At 48.2% G+C, this 21,935-nt stretch carries 21 protein-coding genes; all 21 read left to right on the top strand.

Features of this window, described 5'->3' with window-relative positions:
* Positions 1-132 precede the first annotated feature (132 nt).
* Complete coding sequence (locus C8U37_RS13410) at positions 133-969, top strand: ABC transporter permease (protein WP_425445672.1); 837 nt, start codon at positions 133-135, stop codon at positions 967-969.
* 15 nt (positions 970-984) lie between these two features.
* The gene (locus C8U37_RS13405) at positions 985-2,757 is read left to right on the top strand and encodes an oligopeptide ABC transporter substrate-binding protein (protein ID WP_108033719.1); all 1,773 of its coding nucleotides are present in this window, start codon (positions 985-987) and stop codon (positions 2,755-2,757) included.
* 198 nt (positions 2,758-2,955) lie between these two features.
* Entirely contained in the window at positions 2,956-3,645 is a 690-nt protein-coding gene (gene rnc, locus C8U37_RS13400) for a ribonuclease III (RefSeq protein WP_108033718.1), read from the top strand.
* A gap of 31 nt (positions 3,646-3,676) precedes the next feature.
* Positions 3,677-7,237 carry a chromosome segregation protein SMC gene (gene smc / locus C8U37_RS13395; RefSeq protein ID WP_425445671.1) on the top strand — a complete coding sequence of 1,187 codons (3,561 nt, stop codon included), beginning with the start codon at positions 3,677-3,679 and terminating at the stop codon, positions 7,235-7,237.
* A gap of 14 nt (positions 7,238-7,251) precedes the next feature.
* Positions 7,252-8,064, top strand: a complete 813-nt coding sequence (gene yidA, locus C8U37_RS13390; RefSeq protein WP_108033716.1) for a sugar-phosphatase — start codon at positions 7,252-7,254, stop codon at positions 8,062-8,064.
* 32 nt (positions 8,065-8,096) lie between these two features.
* A complete protein-coding gene (gene ftsY / locus C8U37_RS13385) occupies positions 8,097-9,110 on the top strand; it encodes a signal recognition particle-docking protein FtsY (protein WP_108033715.1) in 1,014 nt (337 codons plus the stop codon).
* Between the two features lie 223 nt (positions 9,111-9,333).
* Positions 9,334-9,681 (top strand): putative DNA-binding protein, encoded by a 348-nt coding sequence (locus C8U37_RS13380; protein WP_108033714.1) that lies wholly within the window; start codon positions 9,334-9,336, stop codon positions 9,679-9,681.
* Between the two features lie 20 nt (positions 9,682-9,701).
* Positions 9,702-11,114 carry a signal recognition particle protein gene (ffh, locus tag C8U37_RS13375; RefSeq protein WP_108033713.1) on the top strand — a complete coding sequence of 471 codons (1,413 nt, stop codon included), beginning with the start codon at positions 9,702-9,704 and terminating at the stop codon, positions 11,112-11,114.
* 92 nt (positions 11,115-11,206) lie between these two features.
* Complete coding sequence (gene rpsP, locus C8U37_RS13370) at positions 11,207-11,479, top strand: 30S ribosomal protein S16 (protein WP_108033712.1); 273 nt, start codon at positions 11,207-11,209, stop codon at positions 11,477-11,479.
* A 13-nt stretch (positions 11,480-11,492) separates the two neighbouring features.
* Positions 11,493-11,738: a KH domain-containing protein gene (locus tag C8U37_RS13365; protein ID WP_086628136.1), complete on the top strand. Its 246-nt coding sequence runs from the start codon at positions 11,493-11,495 to the stop codon at positions 11,736-11,738.
* Between the two features lie 159 nt (positions 11,739-11,897).
* Positions 11,898-12,413, top strand: a complete 516-nt coding sequence (gene rimM, locus C8U37_RS13360; protein ID WP_108033711.1) for a ribosome maturation factor RimM — start codon at positions 11,898-11,900, stop codon at positions 12,411-12,413.
* Positions 12,413-13,159: a tRNA (guanosine(37)-N1)-methyltransferase TrmD gene (trmD, locus tag C8U37_RS13355; protein WP_108033710.1), complete on the top strand. Its 747-nt coding sequence runs from the start codon at positions 12,413-12,415 to the stop codon at positions 13,157-13,159. The genes rimM and trmD overlap by 1 nt, the downstream gene beginning before the upstream one ends.
* A 166-nt stretch (positions 13,160-13,325) precedes the next feature.
* Positions 13,326-13,679: a 50S ribosomal protein L19 gene (gene rplS / locus C8U37_RS13350; protein ID WP_106448696.1), complete on the top strand. Its 354-nt coding sequence runs from the start codon at positions 13,326-13,328 to the stop codon at positions 13,677-13,679.
* A gap of 126 nt (positions 13,680-13,805) precedes the next feature.
* Positions 13,806-14,240 (top strand): hypothetical protein, encoded by a 435-nt coding sequence (locus C8U37_RS13345; RefSeq protein WP_233442740.1) that lies wholly within the window; start codon positions 13,806-13,808, stop codon positions 14,238-14,240.
* A 36-nt stretch (positions 14,241-14,276) separates the two neighbouring features.
* Positions 14,277-15,086: a Cof-type HAD-IIB family hydrolase gene (locus C8U37_RS13340; protein ID WP_108033709.1), complete on the top strand. Its 810-nt coding sequence runs from the start codon at positions 14,277-14,279 to the stop codon at positions 15,084-15,086.
* A 32-nt stretch (positions 15,087-15,118) separates the two neighbouring features.
* Positions 15,119-15,877: a prolyl oligopeptidase family serine peptidase gene (locus C8U37_RS13335; RefSeq protein WP_108033708.1), complete on the top strand. Its 759-nt coding sequence runs from the start codon at positions 15,119-15,121 to the stop codon at positions 15,875-15,877.
* A 64-nt stretch (positions 15,878-15,941) separates the two neighbouring features.
* Positions 15,942-16,286: a metal-sulfur cluster assembly factor gene (locus C8U37_RS13330; protein ID WP_170100307.1), complete on the top strand. Its 345-nt coding sequence runs from the start codon at positions 15,942-15,944 to the stop codon at positions 16,284-16,286.
* 131 nt (positions 16,287-16,417) lie between these two features.
* Positions 16,418-19,039 (top strand): ATP-dependent chaperone ClpB, encoded by a 2,622-nt coding sequence (gene clpB / locus C8U37_RS13325; RefSeq protein WP_108033707.1) that lies wholly within the window; start codon positions 16,418-16,420, stop codon positions 19,037-19,039.
* A 155-nt stretch (positions 19,040-19,194) separates the two neighbouring features.
* The gene (locus tag C8U37_RS13320) at positions 19,195-19,797 is read left to right on the top strand and encodes an NfeD family protein (protein WP_108033706.1); all 603 of its coding nucleotides are present in this window, start codon (positions 19,195-19,197) and stop codon (positions 19,795-19,797) included.
* Complete coding sequence (floA, locus tag C8U37_RS13315; protein WP_108033705.1) at positions 19,794-20,780, top strand: flotillin-like protein FloA; 987 nt, start codon at positions 19,794-19,796, stop codon at positions 20,778-20,780. The genes C8U37_RS13320 and floA overlap by 4 nt, the downstream gene beginning before the upstream one ends.
* The gene (locus tag C8U37_RS13310; protein WP_108033704.1) at positions 20,777-21,430 is read left to right on the top strand and encodes a hypothetical protein; all 654 of its coding nucleotides are present in this window, start codon (positions 20,777-20,779) and stop codon (positions 21,428-21,430) included. The genes floA and C8U37_RS13310 overlap by 4 nt, the downstream gene beginning before the upstream one ends.
* The last annotated feature ends 505 nt before the right edge of the window (positions 21,431-21,935 follow it).

Below are 21,935 nucleotides of genomic sequence, written 5' to 3'. Positions count from 1 at the left end.
AATACGGAGGAAGAAAAGAAAGCAGGCAGAATAGAAGAGTTGAAAACGGAGCTTGCCTCCGTTGCGGCAGGCGAGAACCGTTTTAGCAACGAAGTGAATGAGGAAACAAAAACTGTTGTCGATTTCCGCGGCATGCTTGGGGAATTCCGAAAAGACAAGTTGGCGGTCATTGCTTTGGGTACGCTCGTGGTGCTCTTGTTGTTGGTCTTTGTGGGCTCCCTTTTTTTTGATGAGAGTCAAGTCATGCAGGTGGACTTATTGAACAGGTATGCTTCGCCGGGCAAAAACCATCTATTGGGTACGGATGAAGCGGGTCGGGATGTGCTGGGCCAGCTGTTGCTGGGAGCGCGCACCTCGCTGCTGGCCGGGACCGCCGTGACAGCCTTGACCGGATTCATCGGAATCGGCTTGGGTCTGCTGTCCGGCTATTACGGTGGTTTCCTGGATGGTCTGCTTATGCGGTCCATTGAATCCATCATGGTTCTTCCGGCAAGCCTGTTGGTTCTCGTGCTGGTATCCATCGTATCGGAATACAATCTCATTACGTTCATATTGCTTATGAGCGCGTTCAGTTGGGCAGGGAAATCAAAGGTTTTTCGTAACCGGACGCGTGCGGAGGCCAAACATGACTATGTGCGGGCATCCAGAACTGCAGGAACAAACGACTTGCTGATCATGTTCCGTGAAATCCTGCCTAATTTAAGTTCACTGGTCATCGTCAATACGACTATGTCTTTGGCAAGGAATATCGGGATGGAGACAAGCTTGAGTTTCTTGGGCTTAGGCTTGCCGCCCAGCGCGCCGAGTATAGGCAATTTGCTGCGCTATGCCATTTCTCCCACAGTTTTTGAGAACTGTGTATGGGTATGGTTACCAGCATCCACACTCATCTTTGCAGTGTTGTTGTGCATCATTTATGTCGGACAGGCATTGCGGCGTGCGGCAGATGCTAAACAAATGCAAGCATAAAAAGGAGGCTGAGCTATGCTGAATAAAATGATCGTCCCCTTCTTGTTTGCTGCGCTGCTGGCCGGCTGCGGAAACAAGGAGGTTCTATTGGAAACGGACGGGGACTCGCCTGATTCATCAGCTGTCATACAGGCATTCGACACTGTCATGAACAGCGATGCCCCCGCCATCGCCGGCGGAGTGTTGAAATATGCTCTGGTCGCCGAATCCTCCTTTCAGGGAGTCTTCAACCCTGCTTTTTCAGAGGATGCGTATGATGAGGAACTCATGGGTTTTTCCCATGAATCCCTTTTTTCGTATGATGAGGAGTTTCAGCTTACGCAAGATGGCATGGCCACTTTTGCACAAAATGAAAATTTAAAAACGGTGTCGATCACTCTACTGGATAACCTGAAGTGGTCGGATGGAGCGGCACTTACGGTCGACGATATCCTGTATGCCTATGAAGTGATCGGGCATCCGGACTATGCCGGTTCCCTTTATGGAGAGGCTTTTGCGAATGTCGTGGGCATGACCGAATACCATGAAGGCACAACTGATTCGATTGCCGGTATCGAAGTTTTGGATGATACGCACCTCACCATCGCTTTCGAAGAATTGAATCCGTCCCTTCTGCAAGCGGGAGGAGCCTTATGGAGCCAACCGCTGCCAAGGCACCAACTGGATCGTATCCCTGTAGCCGAAATGATGAGTTCGTCCCAGCTGCGGGAACAACCTGTAGGGACGGGCCCGTTCCGGGTCAAGGCGATCATTCCAGGCGAGTCGGTTCTTTTCGAAGCCAATGAATATTATTGGAAAGGGAAACCGAAGTTGGATAATATCCTTGTTGAAGTAGTCGGTTCGGCAACAATCGTATCCGAAATGGAAGCGGGAAATTACGACGTCGCTGTCATGCCGGCAAGTTCTTACGAAAGCTACAAAGATTTCGACAATATAACCTTGCTGGGCAGAGAAGAATTGGCGACAACTTACATCGGTTTCAAATTGGGATCCCAAGACGTTGAATCAGGTGGCAATACCCTTAATCTGAGTTCAAAAATGGCGGATGCGGCATTGCGCCAAGCGATGGCATACGCGCTGGACAACGAATTTGTCGCTGCGGTCCTTTTCGATGGGTTGCTGCAGTCCGCAAACGCTATGGTTCCACCAGCATTCGAAGGATTCAGTGATGATGAGGCGGTTGGCTTCAGTTACGATCCTGTGAAGGCCTCAAGTCTGCTGGATGAGGCTGGCTATCTGGACAGGGACGGCGACGGTTTTCGGGAAACACCGGACGGAGAGCCGCTCGAAATCAACTTTGCGGCTGTTGCAGGGGGGGACGCAACGGAAACGGTAGTTGCCTACTATATCCAACAATGGGAAAAAATCGGTTTGGATGTCTCGCTCGCCACAGGTAGATTGATTGAATATCAGAAGTTCCATGACATGCTTGCATCCGACAGTCTGGCTATTGATGTCTATCAGGCAACTTGGGGGACAGGCATGGATCCCAATCCGACCGAAATGTTCGGTCGTACCAGTGCTCTCAACTACACCCGTTGGGCCAACGAAAAGAATGATGCTTTGTTGGGTCAGATCAACGCTGCTGTTGCCTTGGACGATAATGTGCGGACGGGGATCTATCAAGAATGGCAAGCGTTGCTGTTTGAGGAAGCGCCTGTCATCCCCACTTTCTGGCGTACGCAGATTTTTGCTGTCAATAACCGCGTCAAGAACTTCAATATCCGCTATGGTGCAACCAGAGGATGGGAAACCATCGAACTGACATCAGAGGAACCAGTCCGTTAAGGCGCGTTCCGTATATTTACCAGAAATGAGGAAGAGGCCCGGACTTTTGTCCAGGCCTTTTTCTTATGAAAACGGACAGACTGTTCGAGAACGAAATTTGCGTGCTTATGGCACGCATTTGTCGTATAATGAAAAAGGACTCTATTTTCAAAAGCACCTTGACAGCAAGGAGTCCATTCAAGGAAAGGAGGGAACGAATTGGAAAAAATAGTCAAACAAATAGCAACTGATTTCTCGATAGTTTTCAGGAATGAGAAACTTTTGCATGAAGCATTTACCCATTCATCTTATGTGAATGAGCATCGTCATCTGGCATTGCAGGACAATGAGCGATTGGAATTTTTGGGCGACGCGGTCTTGGAAGTCGTCATCTCCGATTATTTGTTTCATACCTATGATACGTGGCATGAAGGCAAAATGACCCGTCTGCGTGCGCAGATCGTCTGCGAACCAAGCCTGTCCGCTTTCGCGAAGGACTGTCATTTCGACTCCTATATCCGTTTGGGTAAAGGGGAAGAGAATATGGGCGGAAGGCAGCGTCCGGCTTTGCTGTGTGATGTATTCGAAGCGTTCATCGGGGCCGTATACCTGGACCAAGGGATCGAAGCCGCCAGAAAATTCATTAACCAAGTCATGATCACGAAGTTAAAAGAGGATGCTTTTTCACATGTGATGGATTACAAGACCAGCCTCCAGGAAGAACTGCAAAAGAATGGGGACGTGGATATCCAATATATCCTCCTGAACGAAGACGGTCCTGCGCATGCAAAGCAGTTTGATGTGGAAGTGCGGGCTTTCGGAAAAGTGATGGGCCAAGGACAAGGGCCAAGCAAAAAGGCCGCCGAACAGAAAGCGGCACAGAACGCTCTGGAATCTCTAATAAAATGAAAAGCAAGTTTCACCGGAAAGGATGTTTTCTTTGCATCTTGAAAGAATAGAAATGTCGGGTTTCAAATCATTCGCCGACAAAACCGTAATCGAATTTGATGAAGGTGTGACAGCAGTAGTAGGGCCGAACGGAAGCGGCAAGAGCAACCTTTCGGAAGCTGTCCGCTGGGTATTGGGGGAACAATCCGCAAAAAATCTGCGCGGGAAAAAAATGGACGACATCGTTTTTGCCGGTTCGCAGACACGCAAAGCTGTCAACATTGCCGAAGTTACCCTCATCCTGAACAACGAGGACGGATTCCTGCCGCTGGAATTCAGCGAAGTGAGCATCACCAGGAGATACAACCGCAATGGCGACAGTGATTGTTTCATCAACAAAAAACCATGCAGATTGAAGGACATAACAGAATTACTGATGGATTCGGGCATCGGAAAAGACTCTTTTTCCATGATTTCGCAAGGGAAAGTGGAACAGATTTTTCAGAATAAACCCGAGGACAGAAGGATCATCCTTGAAGAGGCTGCCGGGGTAGCCAGATACAAAAACCGCAAAACGAGCGCCGAACGGAAGCTGTCCCAAACGGAAGAGCATCTGAATCGGATCGAGGACATCCTGCACGAAATCAACAGCCAACTCGCTCCGCTGGAAATCCAACGGAAAACGGCTTTGGCATACAAGGATAAAAAAGCGTTATTAAGCGAGATCGAAATCGCTTTGACCGCTTCCGAAATTGAGCGGCTGAATGCGCAGTGGCAAATGAGCAAACGCGAGCTGGCCGATTATGACCGGAAAATCAGCACGGAAGAACGCTCTCTTGCGAGCACCCAGACGGCTTTGCAGGAACTGAAACAAAAGTTGGATGTGTGCGACGAACAGTTGGAAACACTGCAGACCGGCTACGTCACGGTCATCCAGAAATTGGAACAGTTGGAAGGACAAAAGCAGGTTTTCCAGCAAAGGGCGATGTACTCGTCAAAGAATCAAGAAGAGCAAGCCCAGATCATCGCTGAAAAAGAGGCGCTGATCAAGACGGAAAAAGCCAATCTGGCGGCCTTGCGGACTGAACTTGCGACGAAAGTGGAAGCGAGGAAGGAACTTTCGGAAATAAGAGCGAGCCTTTCCGAAAAAGAAGCCCAACTGATGCAAAACAAGGCGGAGCTTGTCCAAAAACTCCGGAACGATTATATCAACAGGCTGCAGGAACAATCCAGCAACCGGAACACAACCGTCCATCTCGAAAAAGAAATGACGCTAGCAACCGAACAGGAGCACCGTTTCCTTTCGAAAGGCGACGAACTCAGGAAGAGTCTGCGCCAATTAAAGGCGAAACAGCAATCTTTGAATGAGGAATACGTCCAGTTTGTTGAAGAGAATGCCAATCTGGAATCGGACCTGCAGGATTGCAAACAAAATAGCTTCCAGCTCGTCTCCAAGCTCCAACAACTGAACGCAGAACTGGATACTGTAACCCGAAATCTGCAGCAGGCGGAAGCCCGGCGCGAGAGCCAGCAGGAGTTGGACGACAGCTATGCCAGTTATTATCAAGGCGTAAAGGAAATGCTGAGGAGAAGGGAAAGCGTTCCGGGTATCCGTGGTCCCGTCGCCGAATTGATCCAAGTTCCCGAAAAATACACCTTAGCCATAGAAATCGCTCTGGGAGCCACGATGCAACATATCGTGGTGGCCGATGAACGCACGGCATCCCAATGTATCGGCATTCTGAAAGCCCAACACTTGGGGCGCGCCACTTTCCTGCCGATGACAGTCATCCAAGGCAAGACTGTGCCCGCGGCTGTGCGGACGACATTGGCGAACAGTCCCGGATATATCGGCATCGCGAATGAGCTGATCGATCATGAGGAACTGTATCATGCAATCGTCAGCAGTTTGTTGGGGACAACGATCGTAGCGGCAAATATCCAGGACGGGTTACAGATTTCCAAGAAATTGCAGAGCCGTTATCGGATCGTAACCCTTGAAGGGGATGTCATCCATGCTGGCGGATCGATGACGGGTGGCGCGACAAGGCGTCAGCAAGAGGCATCCTTATTGGCCCGCAAAAATAATCTGAACAAACTGACCGATTATGTGCAACAGTTGTCCATCCAATACAACCAGCTGAAACGGGAGCAGGAGAAATGGTCACTGCAGCAACAAAGTCTGCAGGAGGAACTGGATGATAAGCGCCAAAAAGCGACCATCAAACAGTTCGAACTGCAGCAAAGGGAAGCTTCCCTGCAGCAAGTGACAGCTGAAATTGCAACGAAAGAAAAAGAAGCGGCTGCACATGAATATGAAAAGCGCATGTTCTATGAAGAGAAAGAGGACAGACAAACGCGATTGGCCCAAGCGCAACAAAATTTGCTCGTCCTCAACAGCGAAATCGATCAGCTTCAGAAGGATATAGCGGAATCCAGCCTGAATGAAGAGGAACGTTTGAAACTGCTGCAGGACGTCCAGTCAAACCGGCAGCAAGCAGACCAAGAGCTTGCGGTCCTGCAGGAGCAGGAAAAGCAATTGCGGCGTGACGTGAAACTGTCGACCGAGCGCATCCAAACGGAGCAGGAGGCCATCAGCTCGCTGAAAGGCAAACAAGATCAAGTCGCCAAGCTGGCCGATACGGAAACGCTGACCATCCAAGAAATCACGACGCAGTTGAAGTCCACGACTGCAGAAAAAGCTGGATTCGATGCGGATTTGAGACAGTTGCGGGAGCGGAAGAAGCAAACCGAACAAAATCGTGCCGTTCAGGAAACCGAACAGAACGAAAAAAATAAAAATCTCCAAAAATTATGGAGTGCGCACGCCAAGCTGGAAACGAATGCTGGGCGCTATGAAATCGCCATCGACCATCACCTTGCGCATTTGAGCGAGGAGTACGATCTCAGCTTTGAAGCCGCGAAACAGGATCATCAATTGACCCAAGAGCCCGAAGAGGCAGCCCGCCAAGTGAAAAAGTTGAAAAAAGACATCGAAGAGTTGGGTCCAATCAATATGGGTGCGATCGAGGAATATGATCGCATTTCCGAAAGGTTCACTTTCCTTTCGGAGCAGCAGACGGACTTGCTGTCTGCCCGAGGGAATCTTCTGAACACGATGAACGAAATGGATGATGAAGTCCGCTTGCGTTTCAAGGAGACTTTCATCCAGATCAAAAAGCAATTCGAAAAAACCTTCCCGAAATTATTCGGTGGCGGAAAAGCGACGTTGGAGCTGACGGATCCGAATGATCTGTTGGAGACCGGCATTGAAATTGTCGCGCAGCCGCCAGGCAAGAAACTCCAGCAGCTCAGCCTGCTCTCCGGAGGGGAAAAAGCCTTCACGGCGATTGCGCTCCTGTTCGCCATCATCGAGGTCAAACCGGTGCCGTTCTGCATTTTGGATGAAGTGGAGGCTGCCTTGGATGAAGCGAATGTATCCCGTTTCGGGAAATATCTGGCAGCATCAACCGAATTGACCCAGTTCATCGTGATCACTCATCGCAAAGGCACGATGGAAGAAGCAGATGCATTGTACGGTGTGACCATGCAGGATTCCGGCGTATCCCGCCTGGCATCAGTCAAATTTGAAGATTACGAAGACATAGGTTAAGGGGATGAAGATAAATGATTAAATTGATAGCACTCGATTTGGATGGCACGTTGCTGAATCCTGACAAAAAGATCAGCGCTGCGAATAAACAGGCAATCCACCGCGCTCGGGAAGCCGGCGTGAAGATTGTGCTTTGCACAGGACGCCCGCTCATGGGCATCAAAGCTTATGTGGATGAGCTGGACCTGCTTCAAGCAGAAGATTACTCGATCACCTATAACGGCGGCTTGGTCCAAAAGAATAAAACATCGGAAATCATTTCCCAAAAAGTGCTGAACTACGGTCAGATCGTGGAACTCTATGACCTGAGCAAGGAACTGAACATCCCGATGAACATGCTGGATCTGGAATTCGTATACGAACCGGAATATCCGCAAGGCAGGGAGTCCCTGTACAAGAGCCTGCAGAGTTCGAGCCTGCCGTTCGTTGAAAAAAAGATCGAAGACTTTCAAGCGCAACATGCGTTCAATAAAGTTGTTTTTTGTATCGCGCCTGCTGTTTTGGATGAAGCGATCGCCAAAATACCGGCAGACTTCTACAGCAAATATTCGATGATGAAATCACGTCCGCTTCTGTTCGAAGTCATGCATCCCGAAGTCGACAAAGGCAACGGCATCGCGGCATTATGCGATCACTTGGGCATCACTGCCGATGAGGTCATGGCTTGCGGAGATGAAGAGAACGATTTGGCGATGCTGGATTTTGCGGGCGTAAGCGTCGCGATGGGCAACGCTCCCGATAAGATCAAGAAACGGGCGAGCTTCGTCACGAAGACAAACGGGGAAGATGGCGTCGCACACGCAATCGAAACGTTCGTCTTTACGTAAAAACAGGCTGCCATAAGAGAGGAAGTGTTCAGATGGGATTATTTGATCGAATAAAACGCGCATTTACAGGTGAAGATGTCGTTCAGACACCGGTAACCGAAGAAAATAAGATCGTCATCGACAAATTCGACAAAGGCATGGAGAAGACGCGCAAAAGCTTTTCGGATAAGATGAATGAACTGTTCGCCGGCTTCAGAGAGGTGGATGAAGATTTTTTTGACGACTTGGAGGAAACGCTGATATCCGCAGACGTCGGTTTTGATATGACGTTGGCACTTTCGGATGTGCTGCGTGATGAAGTCAAGATGAAGAACGTGCGCACCGGAGAACAGGTGAAGAATGTCATCATCGAAAAAATGGTCGAAATCTATGAAAAAGGCCAGACGGAATTGCCTACCATCAAAATAAATGAAGATGGGCCGACCGTTATCCTGTTTGTGGGCGTAAACGGTGTGGGGAAAACGACGACCATCGGTAAGTACGCTTATCAGTTGAAGAACCAAGGGAACAGCGTCTTGTTGGCGGCCGGGGATACTTTCCGAGCCGGCGCTATCGAACAGCTGGAGGTTTGGGGGCAACGTGTCGGTGTGCCGGTCGTGACAAGCGATGCAAAAAGCGATCCCGCTTCCGTCGTTTACGATGCGTTGAAGCAAGCCAAAGAAGAGAACTACGATTATCTGCTGATCGATACAGCAGGGCGACTGCAGAATAAAGTGAACCTGATGAAGGAATTGGAGAAGATCAATCGGATCATCGCCAGGGAAATCCCCGGCGGCGCAACCGAAACGTTGTTGGTGCTGGATGCCACGACGGGCCAGAACGCTTTGATACAGGCCAAGCAATTCAAGGAGACGACGGATGTCACCGGCTTGATCCTGACGAAGTTGGATGGTACGGCGAAAGGCGGCGTCATCCTCGCGATCCGTCAGGAAATGGATATACCCGTCAAATTTGTCGGTCTGGGTGAAGGCTTGGATGATCTGCAGGTGTTCGATCCGGAGCAGTACATCTACGGACTCGTAAAAGATCTGCTTGAGAAAAAATAACGAAGCGGTTTGTCCATCCCGGTGAGACACGCTTCATAAGCAAAAGGCGACAGAAGCAGGGTCAGGCCGGCAATCCCGATGCGATTGCCGGCCTGACCTTACTTTTTGTTGCGGCAACACCGCTTCAGTGCAATTTATGGTTGACTAAGCTCAGCAAAATCGTTAATCTAATGAAGTGTAAAGATTTTTTCTTGACAATCCGTACGTGAAGGAAGGTATTCTGATGGAACTGGAAAAAACCAATAATATGAATACTCTTTATGAATTCTATAACGTCCTGTTGACGAATAAACAGAAAGGCTATCTTTCTTTGTATTATGGCGATGACTATTCGTTGGGTGAGATCGCTGAAGAATTCGCGATCAGCCGGCAGGCCGTGTACGATAATATCAAGCGCACCGAAAAAATTTTGATGGATTATGAACAGAAATTGAAATTGGCGCAAAACTATAGCCTCCGAAACAAAAAATTGGACGAATTGGCGAATTATGCCGAAGAAAAATATCCCGCAGACAGAACTTTGCAGAGCTTGATCAACAGTCTGGAAGAACTGGATGACAAAGACGAATAAACAGTAAGGAAGTGGCAAATATGGCATTTGAAGGGTTATCCGAGCGTCTCCAAGGCGCGATGACCAAAATCGGCAAAAAAGGTAAAATTACGGAAGCCGATCTGAAGGAAATGATGCGTGAAGTACGTCTGGCTTTGCTGGAAGCCGACGTGAATTTTAAAGTCGTAAAAGAATTCGTCAAAAAAGTGAATGAACGAGCGTTAGGTTCGGATGTGCTCGAGTCGCTTTCACCGACACAGCAAGTCATCAAAATCGTCAACGAAGAACTGACGGAATTGATGGGCGGGCAGCAGGAGCCATTCCAATTCTCTGCCAAGCCACCGACTGTCGTAATGCTGGTCGGCCTGCAGGGTGCTGGTAAGACCACCACTGCCGGGAAACTAGCCAATTACATGAAGAAAAAAGAAAACAAACGCCCGATGCTGGTCGCGGCCGATGTCTATCGTCCAGCAGCGATCAATCAGTTGCAGACCTTGGGCAAACAATTGGATTTCCCGGTGTATGCATTGGGTACCGAAGCAAATCCGGTCGATATAGCGAAGCAGGCCGTTGAACAAGCCAAACTCGATGGACGCGACCTGGTCATCATCGATACGGCGGGACGACTGCACGTGGATGAAGTATTGATGACAGAGTTGAAGAACATCAAAGCTGCCGTCAATCCTACCGAAATCCTGTTTACGGTAGATGCCATGACCGGTCAGGACGCTGTCAACGTAGCGCAATCCTTCAATGAACAGCTCGGCATAACCGGTGTCATCCTTACCAAATTGGACGGGGACACACGCGGCGGGGCAGCGCTATCCATCCGTTCCGTAACCGGAAAGCCGATCAAATTTACGGGCCAAGGCGAAAAACTGGAAGACTTTGAACCATTCTACCCTGAACGCATGGCTTCCCGAATCCTGGGCATGGGCGATCTGATGACGTTGATCGAACGCGCGCAGCAAGATTTTGATGAAACAAAAGCGGCAGAAATGGCCGAGAAAATCCGCGAGAACACCTTCAACTTCAATGATTTCATCGAGCAGATGGATCAAGTCACCAACATGGGGCCGCTTGAAGACCTCCTGAAGATGATTCCGGGCATGAGCAACGTTCCGGGATTGGACAAAATGAAGATCGATCCCAAAGATGTTGCCCACATGAAGGCAATCGTGCTTTCGATGACGCCCGCTGAACGCGAAAACCCAGAGCTTTTGTCGCAGAGCAGACGCAGACGGATCTCGAAAGGTTCCGCAAGATCGTTGGCGGAAGTCAACCGTCTGATCAAGCAGTTCAACGAATCCAGGGATATGATGAACAAGATGTCCAAAGGCAATTTTGCAGGGATGGAAGGCCTCCTTGGACAAGGTCCGAAAGGCAAAATGGGTAAAATGGCCATGCAGCAAATGGCCAGAAAAATGAACAAAAAGAAGAAAAAGAAAAAATAATTGCAAGTGTAAAGAGAAAACACTTTACAAGCAAATGGAAAACTGGTAATATATAAAAATGTGAGATACAGATATATGGAGGTGTTATATAAATGGCAGTTAAAATTCGTTTAAAACGTATGGGTTCTAAAAGAAACCCGTTTTACCGCGTCGTTGTAGCTGATTCACGTGCTCCACGTGATGGCCGTTTCATCGAAAAGGTTGGTACATACAATCCGGTTGTTGAACCAGCTGAAGTTAAATTTGACGAAGAGTTGGTTTTGAAATGGTTAGCTGAGGGTGCACAACCTTCTGATACAGTTCGTAACTTACTTTCTCAACAAGGTATTATGAAAAAATTCCACGACTCTAAGTTAGCTAAATAAAAGGGTGGTTTAAATGCCTGAAATTTCAGATTTAATCCTGGCAATTGTCAAACCTTTGATCGTCCACGATGATAAGATGTCCATCGAAATCAAGGAGACAAGTGAGTTCATGGAATATCACTTGCATCTCGATGCCGAGGACGTCGGCCGTGTGATCGGGAAACAGGGACGTGTCGCCAGAGCGATCCGTACAATTGTATACAGTGTCAGAACCAAAGGCACAAAACGTGTCCGCCTTGTGATCGAAGGGGCCGAATAATCCGCTCCAATTGCGGGTCCGGTCTTTTCCACTCGGTGGATGCCTAACTTAATAGCGAATAGATAGAAGCGGATGATGATACAATTGTAGCACTTATCCCTTCTATTTTATTTTGTACAGAAACTTTGACAGTACGATTTATGTAAGGATAGGTGAAAAATGGAAAAATTTTATGATGTCGGAAAAGTTGTGAATACGCAAGGGCTTAAAGGTGAAGTGCGTGTCATTTCCAGCACTGATTTTGCGGATGAACGCTATAAAAAAGGAGCTACGCTCTACTTGTTCCGCGAAAACAGTGAGCCAATCACTCTGAAGGTAGCCAGCCACCGGGTGCACAAGAATTTCAATATGCTGACATTCGAGGGATATAACCGGATCGAAGAGGTCGAGCCGTTCAGAGGGGGAATCCTGAGAGTTTCGGAAACGCAGCTGGAGGACCTTTCGGATCATGAGTTCTATTATCATGAAATCATCGGATTGTCCGTCGTAAGTGATGCCGGCGAAGAATTGGGTATCATCAAAGAAATTTTGCCGCTTGGGGCGAATGATGTGTGGGTTGTATCCAAACCAGGCCGAAAAGATTTATTGGTTCCGTATCTCGCTTCCGTAGTGGAAAAGGTATCTTTGGAAGATAAACAAGTCACAATCCACATTCTAGAAGGAATGATGGACTGATGAAGATAGATGTATTGACATTGTTTCCGGCGATGTTCGAAGGCCCATTGTCCGAGTCGATCATCGGAAAGGCGATCGAGAGCGGTCGTGTTTCGATCACTTGCACGAACTTCCGCGATTATTCCGAAAATAAACACAATTCCGTCGATGATTATCCTTTCGGCGGCGGGGCAGGCATGCTGCTGCGAGCGCAGCCGATCGTGGACGCGCTGACGGACATCGATGTCCAGTCTCCCGAAACCAAAAAAAGGATTGTCCTTTTGGATCCATCCGGAAAAACCTTCAATCAGGAACTGGCGGAAGAGTTTGCCGAAGAAGAGCACATTGTCTTCATCTGCGGCCATTATGAGGGCTTCGATGAACGCATCAAGCAACATGTGACGGATGAAGTTTCGATCGGTGATTATGTTCTGACGGGCGGCGAATTGGGCGCGATGGTCATGATCGATGCGACGGTCCGGCTGTTGCCGGCAGTGTTGGGCAATGAACAATCGAACAAGACCGATTCTTTCTCGACCGGCTTGCTCGAGCATCCCCAATATACACGACCGCGCGATTTCCGAGGGGATGTCGTCCCTGAAGTGCTTTTCAGCGGCAACCACCAGAAAATTGCCGATTGGCAAGAAAAAGAATCTTTGCGCAAAACCTGGCTGAGACGTCCGGAAATGTTGGAAAAGATCACTTTGTCGAAAAAACAGCAAGCTTGGTTGGCGGAGATACTGCTGGAAGAAAAGACTGATATTTAAGCGCAATAGTGCGCTTTAAAATTCAAACAATGTAAATGAAAAATACTTTACACGTCAAAATTATTGTGGTAGAATTCTACAGGTGAGCAGAGAGACTGCTCCATAATACGATATTCCGCTGTGCAGAATGATTGTGTATGAATGTCGGTTGGAAGGAGAAAAAAACATGAGTCAATTACCATTGATTGAAGCAATTACACAAGGACAATTACGTAGTGATATCCCTACATTCCGTCCTGGAGACACTGTTCGCGTCCACGCTCGCGTAGTCGAAGGAACAAGAGAACGTATCCAATTATTCGAGGGCGTAGTCATCAAACGTCGCGGATTCGGAATCAGCGAAACTTATACAGTACGTAAAATTTCCAACGGTGTAGGTGTGGAACGTACATTCCCATTGCACACACCACGTGTAGCTCAAATCGAAGTTGTTCGCTTCGGTAAAGTGCGTCGTGCAAAACTTTATTACTTGCGCGCATTACACGGAAAAGCTGCTCGTATCAGAGAAAAACGTCGTTAATATTCCGCATGTCATATGGAAAGGTCTGGACTTCGGTTCCGGACCTTTTTTGTATACCGTGATAAGCGTATTTCTTGGAAAAAATGTGCTATACTTGTAGCACCATATATGAAAAGAGTGATAGTTTTGACGATATTAGCAGCGCTTGATCAAAAATTCCAAGAAAAAGGCATGCCACTGAAAAGTCATCCCATCCAAAATGGTCAGTATTTGTATCAAGGGAAATTCAATCTTGATAAAGAACATTCTTTGCCGTTTGGTGTAGTCATCGCCAAAGATGAGGCCGAAAGTGATTTTCAGATCAGCTACAGAAAATTGGCTTACCTGAATAATTACGCTGATAAAGTGAACCTGTTGGAACTGATCAATGAATTGAACCAAACCAAGACTTTTTATTATACACTTTGCCTGGCGGGGGATGGCGAAATTTTCCTTCGACTTTTGGGCCGCTCGACAACGGATGTCAAACCACTATATGAAATGCTCGTGATCGGATCGAATATCGCAAAGGTCATGACGGCAGAATTAAAAAGCAAATTCCCGTCGCTAGGGATTGAATGAGTATTCGTCTCTGAGGCGGAAACCGCAGGAGGAACTATGAAACAAAAATTAATCGCTTTGGATTTAGATGGAACCACACTCAACAACCAGTCGTTGTTGAGCGATCGGACCAAAAAGGTGCTGGCAACGTTGCAAAAAGATAATCATCTGGTCATGATTGCAACTGGCCGTCCTTACAGAAACAGCAAAGAATTTTATGAGACGCTCAAGATGACTACTCCGTTGGTGAACTTCAACGGTGCCTTATGCCATAATCCCCATGACAGCAATTGGAGTAATTATTACCACAAGACACTCAACAAAGATTTTGCGATGGATCTGATCGAACAGCGCGAAGAGATGGGCATCGATTTTATCTGCATAGAAGGCAAAAACAAGCTTTTCGCATCCACCGCAACGCTGCCCGCCAACGAATATTTCCCGAAAAATTTGCTGGCGACGCAAATCACTTCGAAGGATACGCTGTCGGAAAACCCTACTTCCATGAATGTGTTTTCGGACGAACGGAATTTAGAAGCCATCCGTGACCGGATTTTGGCGCGTTATGGGAATGCCATCGAAATCCGTACGTGGGGTGGCACGATGCCCTGCCTTGAGATCGTCTCCGCCGGCGTCCAAAAAGCGCTTGGCGTTGAAGTGGTCGCGAATAACTACGGCATCAAGCGGGAAGATATTCTTGCCTTCGGTGACGAGGACAACGATATGGAAATGATCCGCTATGCTGGGCACGGTGTCGTCATGCAGAATGGGATCACGGCATTAAAGAAGATTGCCGACGATGTAACGATGCATACGAATCATGAAGACGGCTTGGCAATCTATCTGGAAAAATATTTTTGCCTATAGCAGTCGATCAGAGCTGAAAAAGAGGGATCCAATTGATCGTAATCGAAAGAAAAATCATAAATAATATACCGATTCTGGAAATCGTTGAAGAAGACAAGAGAACCGAGGACATTCCACTCGCATTCTTTTATCATGGCATCACGAACCAAAAGGAAAGAGGTTTGGAGCCGGGCTATGCATTAGCCAGCAATGGCATGCGTGTGATCATCCCCGATGCCTATCGTCATGGCGAACGCAAAGAGGAAGCTTATGCTGGCGAACCGGCGGCAGAGTTTTGGTCGGTAGTCCTGCAAAACATCAAGGAACTTCCTGACCTTGTGGGAGCCTATGTCGAAGCGGGCTTGGCAAAAAGAGACCATGTTTCGGTCACCGGTCTTTCCATGGGTGGCATCACGACTTGCATCGCCTTGACGCAATACCCTTGGATCCATTCGGCAGCCTGTCTGATGGGCAGTCCGGATCCGATCGGTTTGTCGCATTGGGCATTGAAGTCCCGCTGGGTGGAAGGCTTGCCGCCGATTGATGACGAGAAAGTCAAAGCTTTGATGGCGCCTTTTGAAAGCCTGAGCCTCAAAGAACATCCGGAGTCGCTCGTGGATACGCCGTTTTACATCTGGCACGGAAAGGCCGACGAAAGCGTCCCGTACGAACAGATGGCTCAGTTCGTCAACTCCATCAGCGAGGAGGCTTTTGCGGATAACATTTGCTTCCGGTCCACAGAAGGCGCAGGGCATCGGGTTCCTTACGCTATTTTTGAGGAAATGGCTGCATTTTTGGGGAACGCATATTAGCATTGAATTTCTATGCACAAACTGTTATCATCAAATTAATCCAGAAAGGTTAGAGGTGTATGCAATGACTGAAGAGATAAATCCCCAATATTCGCAAGAAGAATTGGAAAACATAAAAGAACGCGTCCTGGCGGCGCTTGAGCAAGTGATAGATCCGGAATTAGGGATAGATATCGTCAATTTAGGTTTGATCTATGAAGTGGAATTGGAACAGGATGGCTTCTGCCTGATCAAAATGACACTCACAACGATGGGCTGCCCATTGGCGGATGTCATCACCGATGAAATCCATCGTGCTTTGAAAAGCGTTCCTGAAGTAACCGAAACGCAAGTGAAATTGGTATGGTATCCTGCCTGGACGACAGACAGAATGTCCCGATATGCACGGATCGCGTTAGGGATCCGATGATGAGAAGAGCAACAAAGGAAATCACCTTTGCTGCTCTTTTTTTTCGAGTTATCATTTGACCAATTCTGACCATAGTCGTATACTTGTCCTATAAAACAGATTAACAGTAGATTTTTTGAGGAGGTCCTAGCATGGAAATGGAAAAAATGACGACAGCCCTGCAGCAGGCAATCGCAGAAGCGCAACGTATCGCCATGGTGCGCAAGCACCAGACCATCGATGTCGCCCATCTGTGGAAAATATTTCTGCAGCCGGATAGTTTTGCGCGCAATTTTTATATCGATTCAGGGGTGGCAATCGATGCATTTGAATCAGCCGTTGATAAGGAACTGGATAAATCAGTGGTGATTGAGGGCACTTCCGTCCAGTATGGGCAAACATTCAGCCAGAATCTGTACAATCTCTTTTTGGAAGCAGACCGCAAGCGGTCGGAGCTGAAGGATGATTTCATCTCCACGGATACGGTGCTTTTGAGTTTGATGACACTGAAAAATCATCCTTTGACCAAATTCCTGGGAAATCAAGGCCTGACGGAAAAAATGATCGCCGAAAAAATCAAGGACATGAGAGGGGGAGACCGCGTGACTTCGCAAAATCAGGAAGATCAGTATGAAGCGTTGGAGAAGTATGGCATAGACCTTGTGCAGGCGGTAAGAAGCGGAAAACAAGACCCGGTCATCGGCCGCGATGAAGAAATCAGGGATGTTATCCGCATTTTGTCGCGCAAAACAAAAAATAACCCGATCCTGATCGGTGAACCGGGCGTCGGCAAGACCGCCATCGTGGAAGGTTTGGCCCAGCGGATCGTGAAAAAAGACGTGCCGGATAACCTGAAGGACAAAACGATCTTTTCGCTGGATATGGGTTCGTTGATTGCGGGTGCCAAGTACCGCGGAGAATTCGAGGAACGCCTGAAAGCGGTATTGAAAGAAGTGAAGAAAAGCGACGGCCGCATCATCCTTTTCATTGATGAGATCCATACGATCGTCGGGGCAGGGAAAACCGAGGGGAGCATGGATGCCGGCAATCTGTTGAAACCTATGCTGGCCAGAGGCGAATTGCACTGCATCGGAGCGACCACTCTGGATGAATACCGCCAAAATCTGGAGAAGGACAAGGCCCTGGAGCGGAGATTCCAGAAGGTATTGGTGAAAGAACCGACAGTTGCCGACACAATCAGCATCTTGAGGGGATTGAAGGAACGGTATGAGATCCACCACAGCGTCAACATCCATGACAATGCCCTTGTTGCGGCCGCGACCTTATCCGATCGTTACATCACAGACCGGTTTCTGCCGGATAAAGCAATTGACCTTGTCGATGAGGCTTGCGCGAACATAAAAGTGGAAATGAATTCGATGCCCACCGAGTTGGATCAGGTGAGCCGCAAACTGATGCAACTGGAGATCGAAGAGGCGGCCCTGAAGAAGGAATCCGACGATCAGAGCAAGAAAAGATTGGCGACTCTGCAAGTCGAGTTAGCCGATCTGCGCGAAGAATCAAATGAATTGCGCATGAAATGGGGCAACGAAAAGGAAGAGGTCGAAAAGCTGCGTGCCAAACGGGAGGACCTGGAGGACGCGCGCAGGCAGTTGGAGGATGCGGAAGCAGACTATGACCTGGAACGGGCGGCAGTTTTGCGCCACGGCAGCATCCCGCAGATGGAAAAGGAATTGGCGGCTCTCGAAAAAGAGAATGCAACCCGGAGAGGTAAAGCAGGCAACCTTGTCCAGGAATCGGTCACCGAGAACGAAATCGCGACAGTGGTGGGACGGATGACCGGCATCCCGGTGACTAAGCTGGTTGAGGGGGAAAGGGACAAACTCCTGAAATTGGAGGAAACGCTGCATAAACGGGTCATCGGCCAAGAGGAAGCAGTGGAGAGCGTCACGAATGCCGTTCTGCGTTCGCGTGCCGGTCTGCAGTCGCCTAACCGGCCTATCGGGTCCTTCTTGTTTCTGGGGCCTACAGGGGTCGGGAAAACGGAATTGGCGAAGGCGTTGGCGGAAAATTTGTTTGACTCCGATGAACATATGGTGCGGCTCGATATGAGCGAATACATGGAAAAATTTTCGGTTTCTCGACTCATCGGGGCACCACCGGGATATGTCGGTTACGAAGAAGGCGGCCAATTGACGGAAGCGGTCCGCCGAAGCCCCTATACGATCATTCTCTTGGATGAAATCGAGAAGGCGCATCCGGATGTCTTCAACATTTTGCTGCAAGTATTGGATGATGGGCGTTTGACCGATTCGAAGGGGCGCGTGGTCGATTTCAAAAACACCGTGCTGATCATGACCAGCAATATCGGGTCACAACTCCTGCTGGAAGGCGTCCAGTCCGATGGAACCATCCCGGAAGAAGTGGCCAATGAAGTCATGAAAGTGCTGAAAGGATCGTTCAAGCCTGAATTTTTGAACAGGATCGATGACACCATCCTCTTTACGCCATTAAGCAAAGCGGATGTCAAAAAGATCATCGTCAAAATGGTCAAGGAACTCTCCGGCCGGCTGGCGGACAAACAGATCCAGCTCTCCGTTTCTGATGAGGTTGCAGCCTGGATAGCGGATAATGCTTACGATCCGATTTACGGAGCGCGGCCGCTCAGAAGATTCATTTCAGCTGAGATCGAGAATCCATTGGCGCGCGCCATCATAAAGGGCGATATCCATGAAAATCAGGCGGTGACGGTGGCTTTGGTTGGGAATCAAGTCGGATTCCAGACCGTCGACCTTGATGAATTGCAACAATAATTTGACAAGTCAGTAAACAGAGGGGAAGTCCTGAAAGGGATTTCCTTTTGTTATATTCTGTATTTGCGGTAAAATGATAATATAAATTTTCTTATTTTTTATGAGTACGACCGTTTGTTGCTTTTATCGGAACAAAGCAGAAGGAGGCGTTCATTTTGCTGTTTTTGGTCATAGGTTTTCTGTGTCTGGTTTTTATGCTGTTCACTTCGAGGTATTACGTCTTCGGAGGTGCGGCCATCCTGAGCTTTTTGTTGTATTTCCTGTATTTCGGAAGCGGGAACTGGCTGACTTTGCTGCTGTTCCTGTTCGGGATCATGTTGTTGGTGGTTGAATTGTTCATACCCGATTTCGGGCTGGTGGGGATCGCGGGTTTCCTGATGGTCGTGGCAGGCCTGTTTTTGAACAATGAGCGTATTTTGGAAAGTGTGCTGGATGTCAGCTTGGCGATCATCATTTCCGGGATAGCGACGTCAGTGCTTTTGAAAAAAGGCTATAAATTCTTGCCGGACCGCAGCAAATTGATTTTGGATACTTCCCTGAATCGGGAGCGTGGGTATTCGTCCAGCAAAGACTATTCCGAATTCTTGGGAATGATCGGCACAGCCACGACGACGCTGCGGCCGGCCGGCAAAGTCACTATCGGAGATGTGATGCTCGACGTAGTCAGTGACGGTAAGATCATATTGGAAGGGAAACAGATTCAGGTTATCCAGGTTGAAGGGGTCAAAATTACAGTCAAGGAGTTGGATGGAAAATGACAGAAGGATTGATAGGACTCATCTTTATTGCATTGTTTGTCGTACTGTTTTTATCTTTGTTTTTCCGCTTTGTGCCGGTTGGTCTATGGATCACGGCTTACTTTTCGGGAGTGAAAGTCAAAATTTCGAATCTGGTCGGCATGCGCTTACGCCGGGTGGTTCCTTCTATGATCGTGCAGCCGATGATAAAAGCCACAAAAGCGGGACTGATAATTGATATAAATGAATTGGAGGCGCATCATCTTGCAGGCGGAGATGTCAATATGGTCATCGATGCGCTGATTGCAGCGCAGCGTGCCGATATCGATTTAGGTTTTGAAAAAGCGGCTGCCATCGATTTGGCCGGTCGTAATGTATTGGAAGCAGTGAAAATGAGCGTTAACCCAAAAGTCATCGAAACACCGATCATCGCGGGTGTCGCCATGAACGGGATTGAAGTAAAAGCCAAAGCAAAAGTAACGGTACGTGCCAACATTGAACGCTTGGTCGGTGGTGCTGGCGAAGAAACGATCATCGCCCGTGTCGGTGAAGGGATCGTCACAACCGTCGGCTCTGCTAGGATGCACACTTCCGTCTTGGAAAATCCGGACTCCATTTCCCAAACGATCCTGAAAAAAGGACTGGATTCGGGTACTGCCTTTGAGATACTGTCCATCGATATCGCCGATGTTGACGTCGGCCGTAACGTGGGCGCAAAACTGCAGGCGGAGCAAGCGGAGGCAGACAAGCGGGTAGCGCAAGCGAAAGCGGAAGAACGCCGTGCTTTTGCGGTCGCTGAAGAACAGGAAATGATTGCTGAAGTGCAAAGGATGCGGGCAAAAGTGGTCGAAGCCGAAGCGGAGGTGCCTTTGGCGTTGGCTGAAGCACTGCGCAACGGCAACTTAGGTGTGATGGATTATTATAAAATGAAAAATATCATAGCGGATACTGAAATGAGGAGCAGCATTTCAGAGTTTCCGGCAGATAGAAGCGAACCGGAATGACTAGCCTAGCCTTTCTTTTACCGATCCTGTTGCCGATCCTTTTCCTGGCGTTCTTTCTCTCTGTACTCATCTCGATAGTCAAAAGAATAAATCGTCTAGCGGAGAACGCCAGACTTCGAGCGGGGACATCCCAAGCGGTTGCCCTGCAGCAGACTGTTCGCCAGTCGTTGGATGGTTCCGGAAACGAGAATGCGAAACAACTGATTAAAAAACTGGCCACATTGAAGCCTGAACAGATTTATGGCTTTTTCCAGGAGCGTCTGCCCGAACAATATCTGCGGGAAGTCAGCCGGATTTTGACTAACAGAAATTGGCGGAGTGAAATCCTGATTTTCGTTAACCGCGAAAATTTATGGCAGTTGCTGTTGCGGGCGAATCCGCCAAAAACAGTCAGCAACCAAAATGACACGGAACCTGCGGATGCAAGCGATGAGGTACAAGTTTTTACGGACTATAATATGGATCCTGCCGTGGGGTTGGCCGATGACTTCACTGTCTTTTCTGAAGACAAAAAAGAATTAAAGACTGCCAAAAGAATGGAGAAATCCACCATTCATAACAAGAAAAAATATGCCGGCAATCAAAAAGCATTGATGCGAGCCATCATTGCCAAAGAAATACTCGATAGGCCGGACTTTGACCGCAAATAGGAAATTGAAGGAGACAGAGATCGTTTTATCCGGGCTGGAATCCGGGTTGGTGGATATGCAACGTTGGGTACGAAGTAACAAAAACCATCAGCGCTGATCACAAAAAGATCCAATCTTGGTGAACGTGTATGTGTCTATATCCTTACGAATCAGAAATGCAATCCGAAGCATCCGGATTGCATTTTTTCGTAGTACGTAGGAAACTATATAGTTTTTCCAATCAAAAGTGCATCACCGTAGGTGTTTCACACGTTTGCAAAATGTTTCATGCACCTAAAATGATGGCTAGCTTCACGGGTTAGCCCTTCGGAAATTAGATAAATCTGACCCATTGCGCTCTTCGATGCTCATTCAGGGCCAGATTTCCTAAATTTCTTTCAGGGCTGAACGAACCCGTTCAGCTTTTCTTATATTATAGGAAAGTATATAATTTTTCGGCTGTGGAATGTTGTGCTGGCGCATGTTTCACAGTTTTTGTTTTGGTTCCACAATGGTAAAATAGAGG

Source organism: Trichococcus patagoniensis (genome assembly GCF_003051085.1).
In the GTDB taxonomy this organism is placed as follows: domain Bacteria; phylum Bacillota; class Bacilli; order Lactobacillales; family Aerococcaceae; genus Trichococcus; species Trichococcus patagoniensis.
Note: the sequence above shows the minus strand (reverse complement) of the source record. Positions and strands in the feature narration are given on the sequence as shown.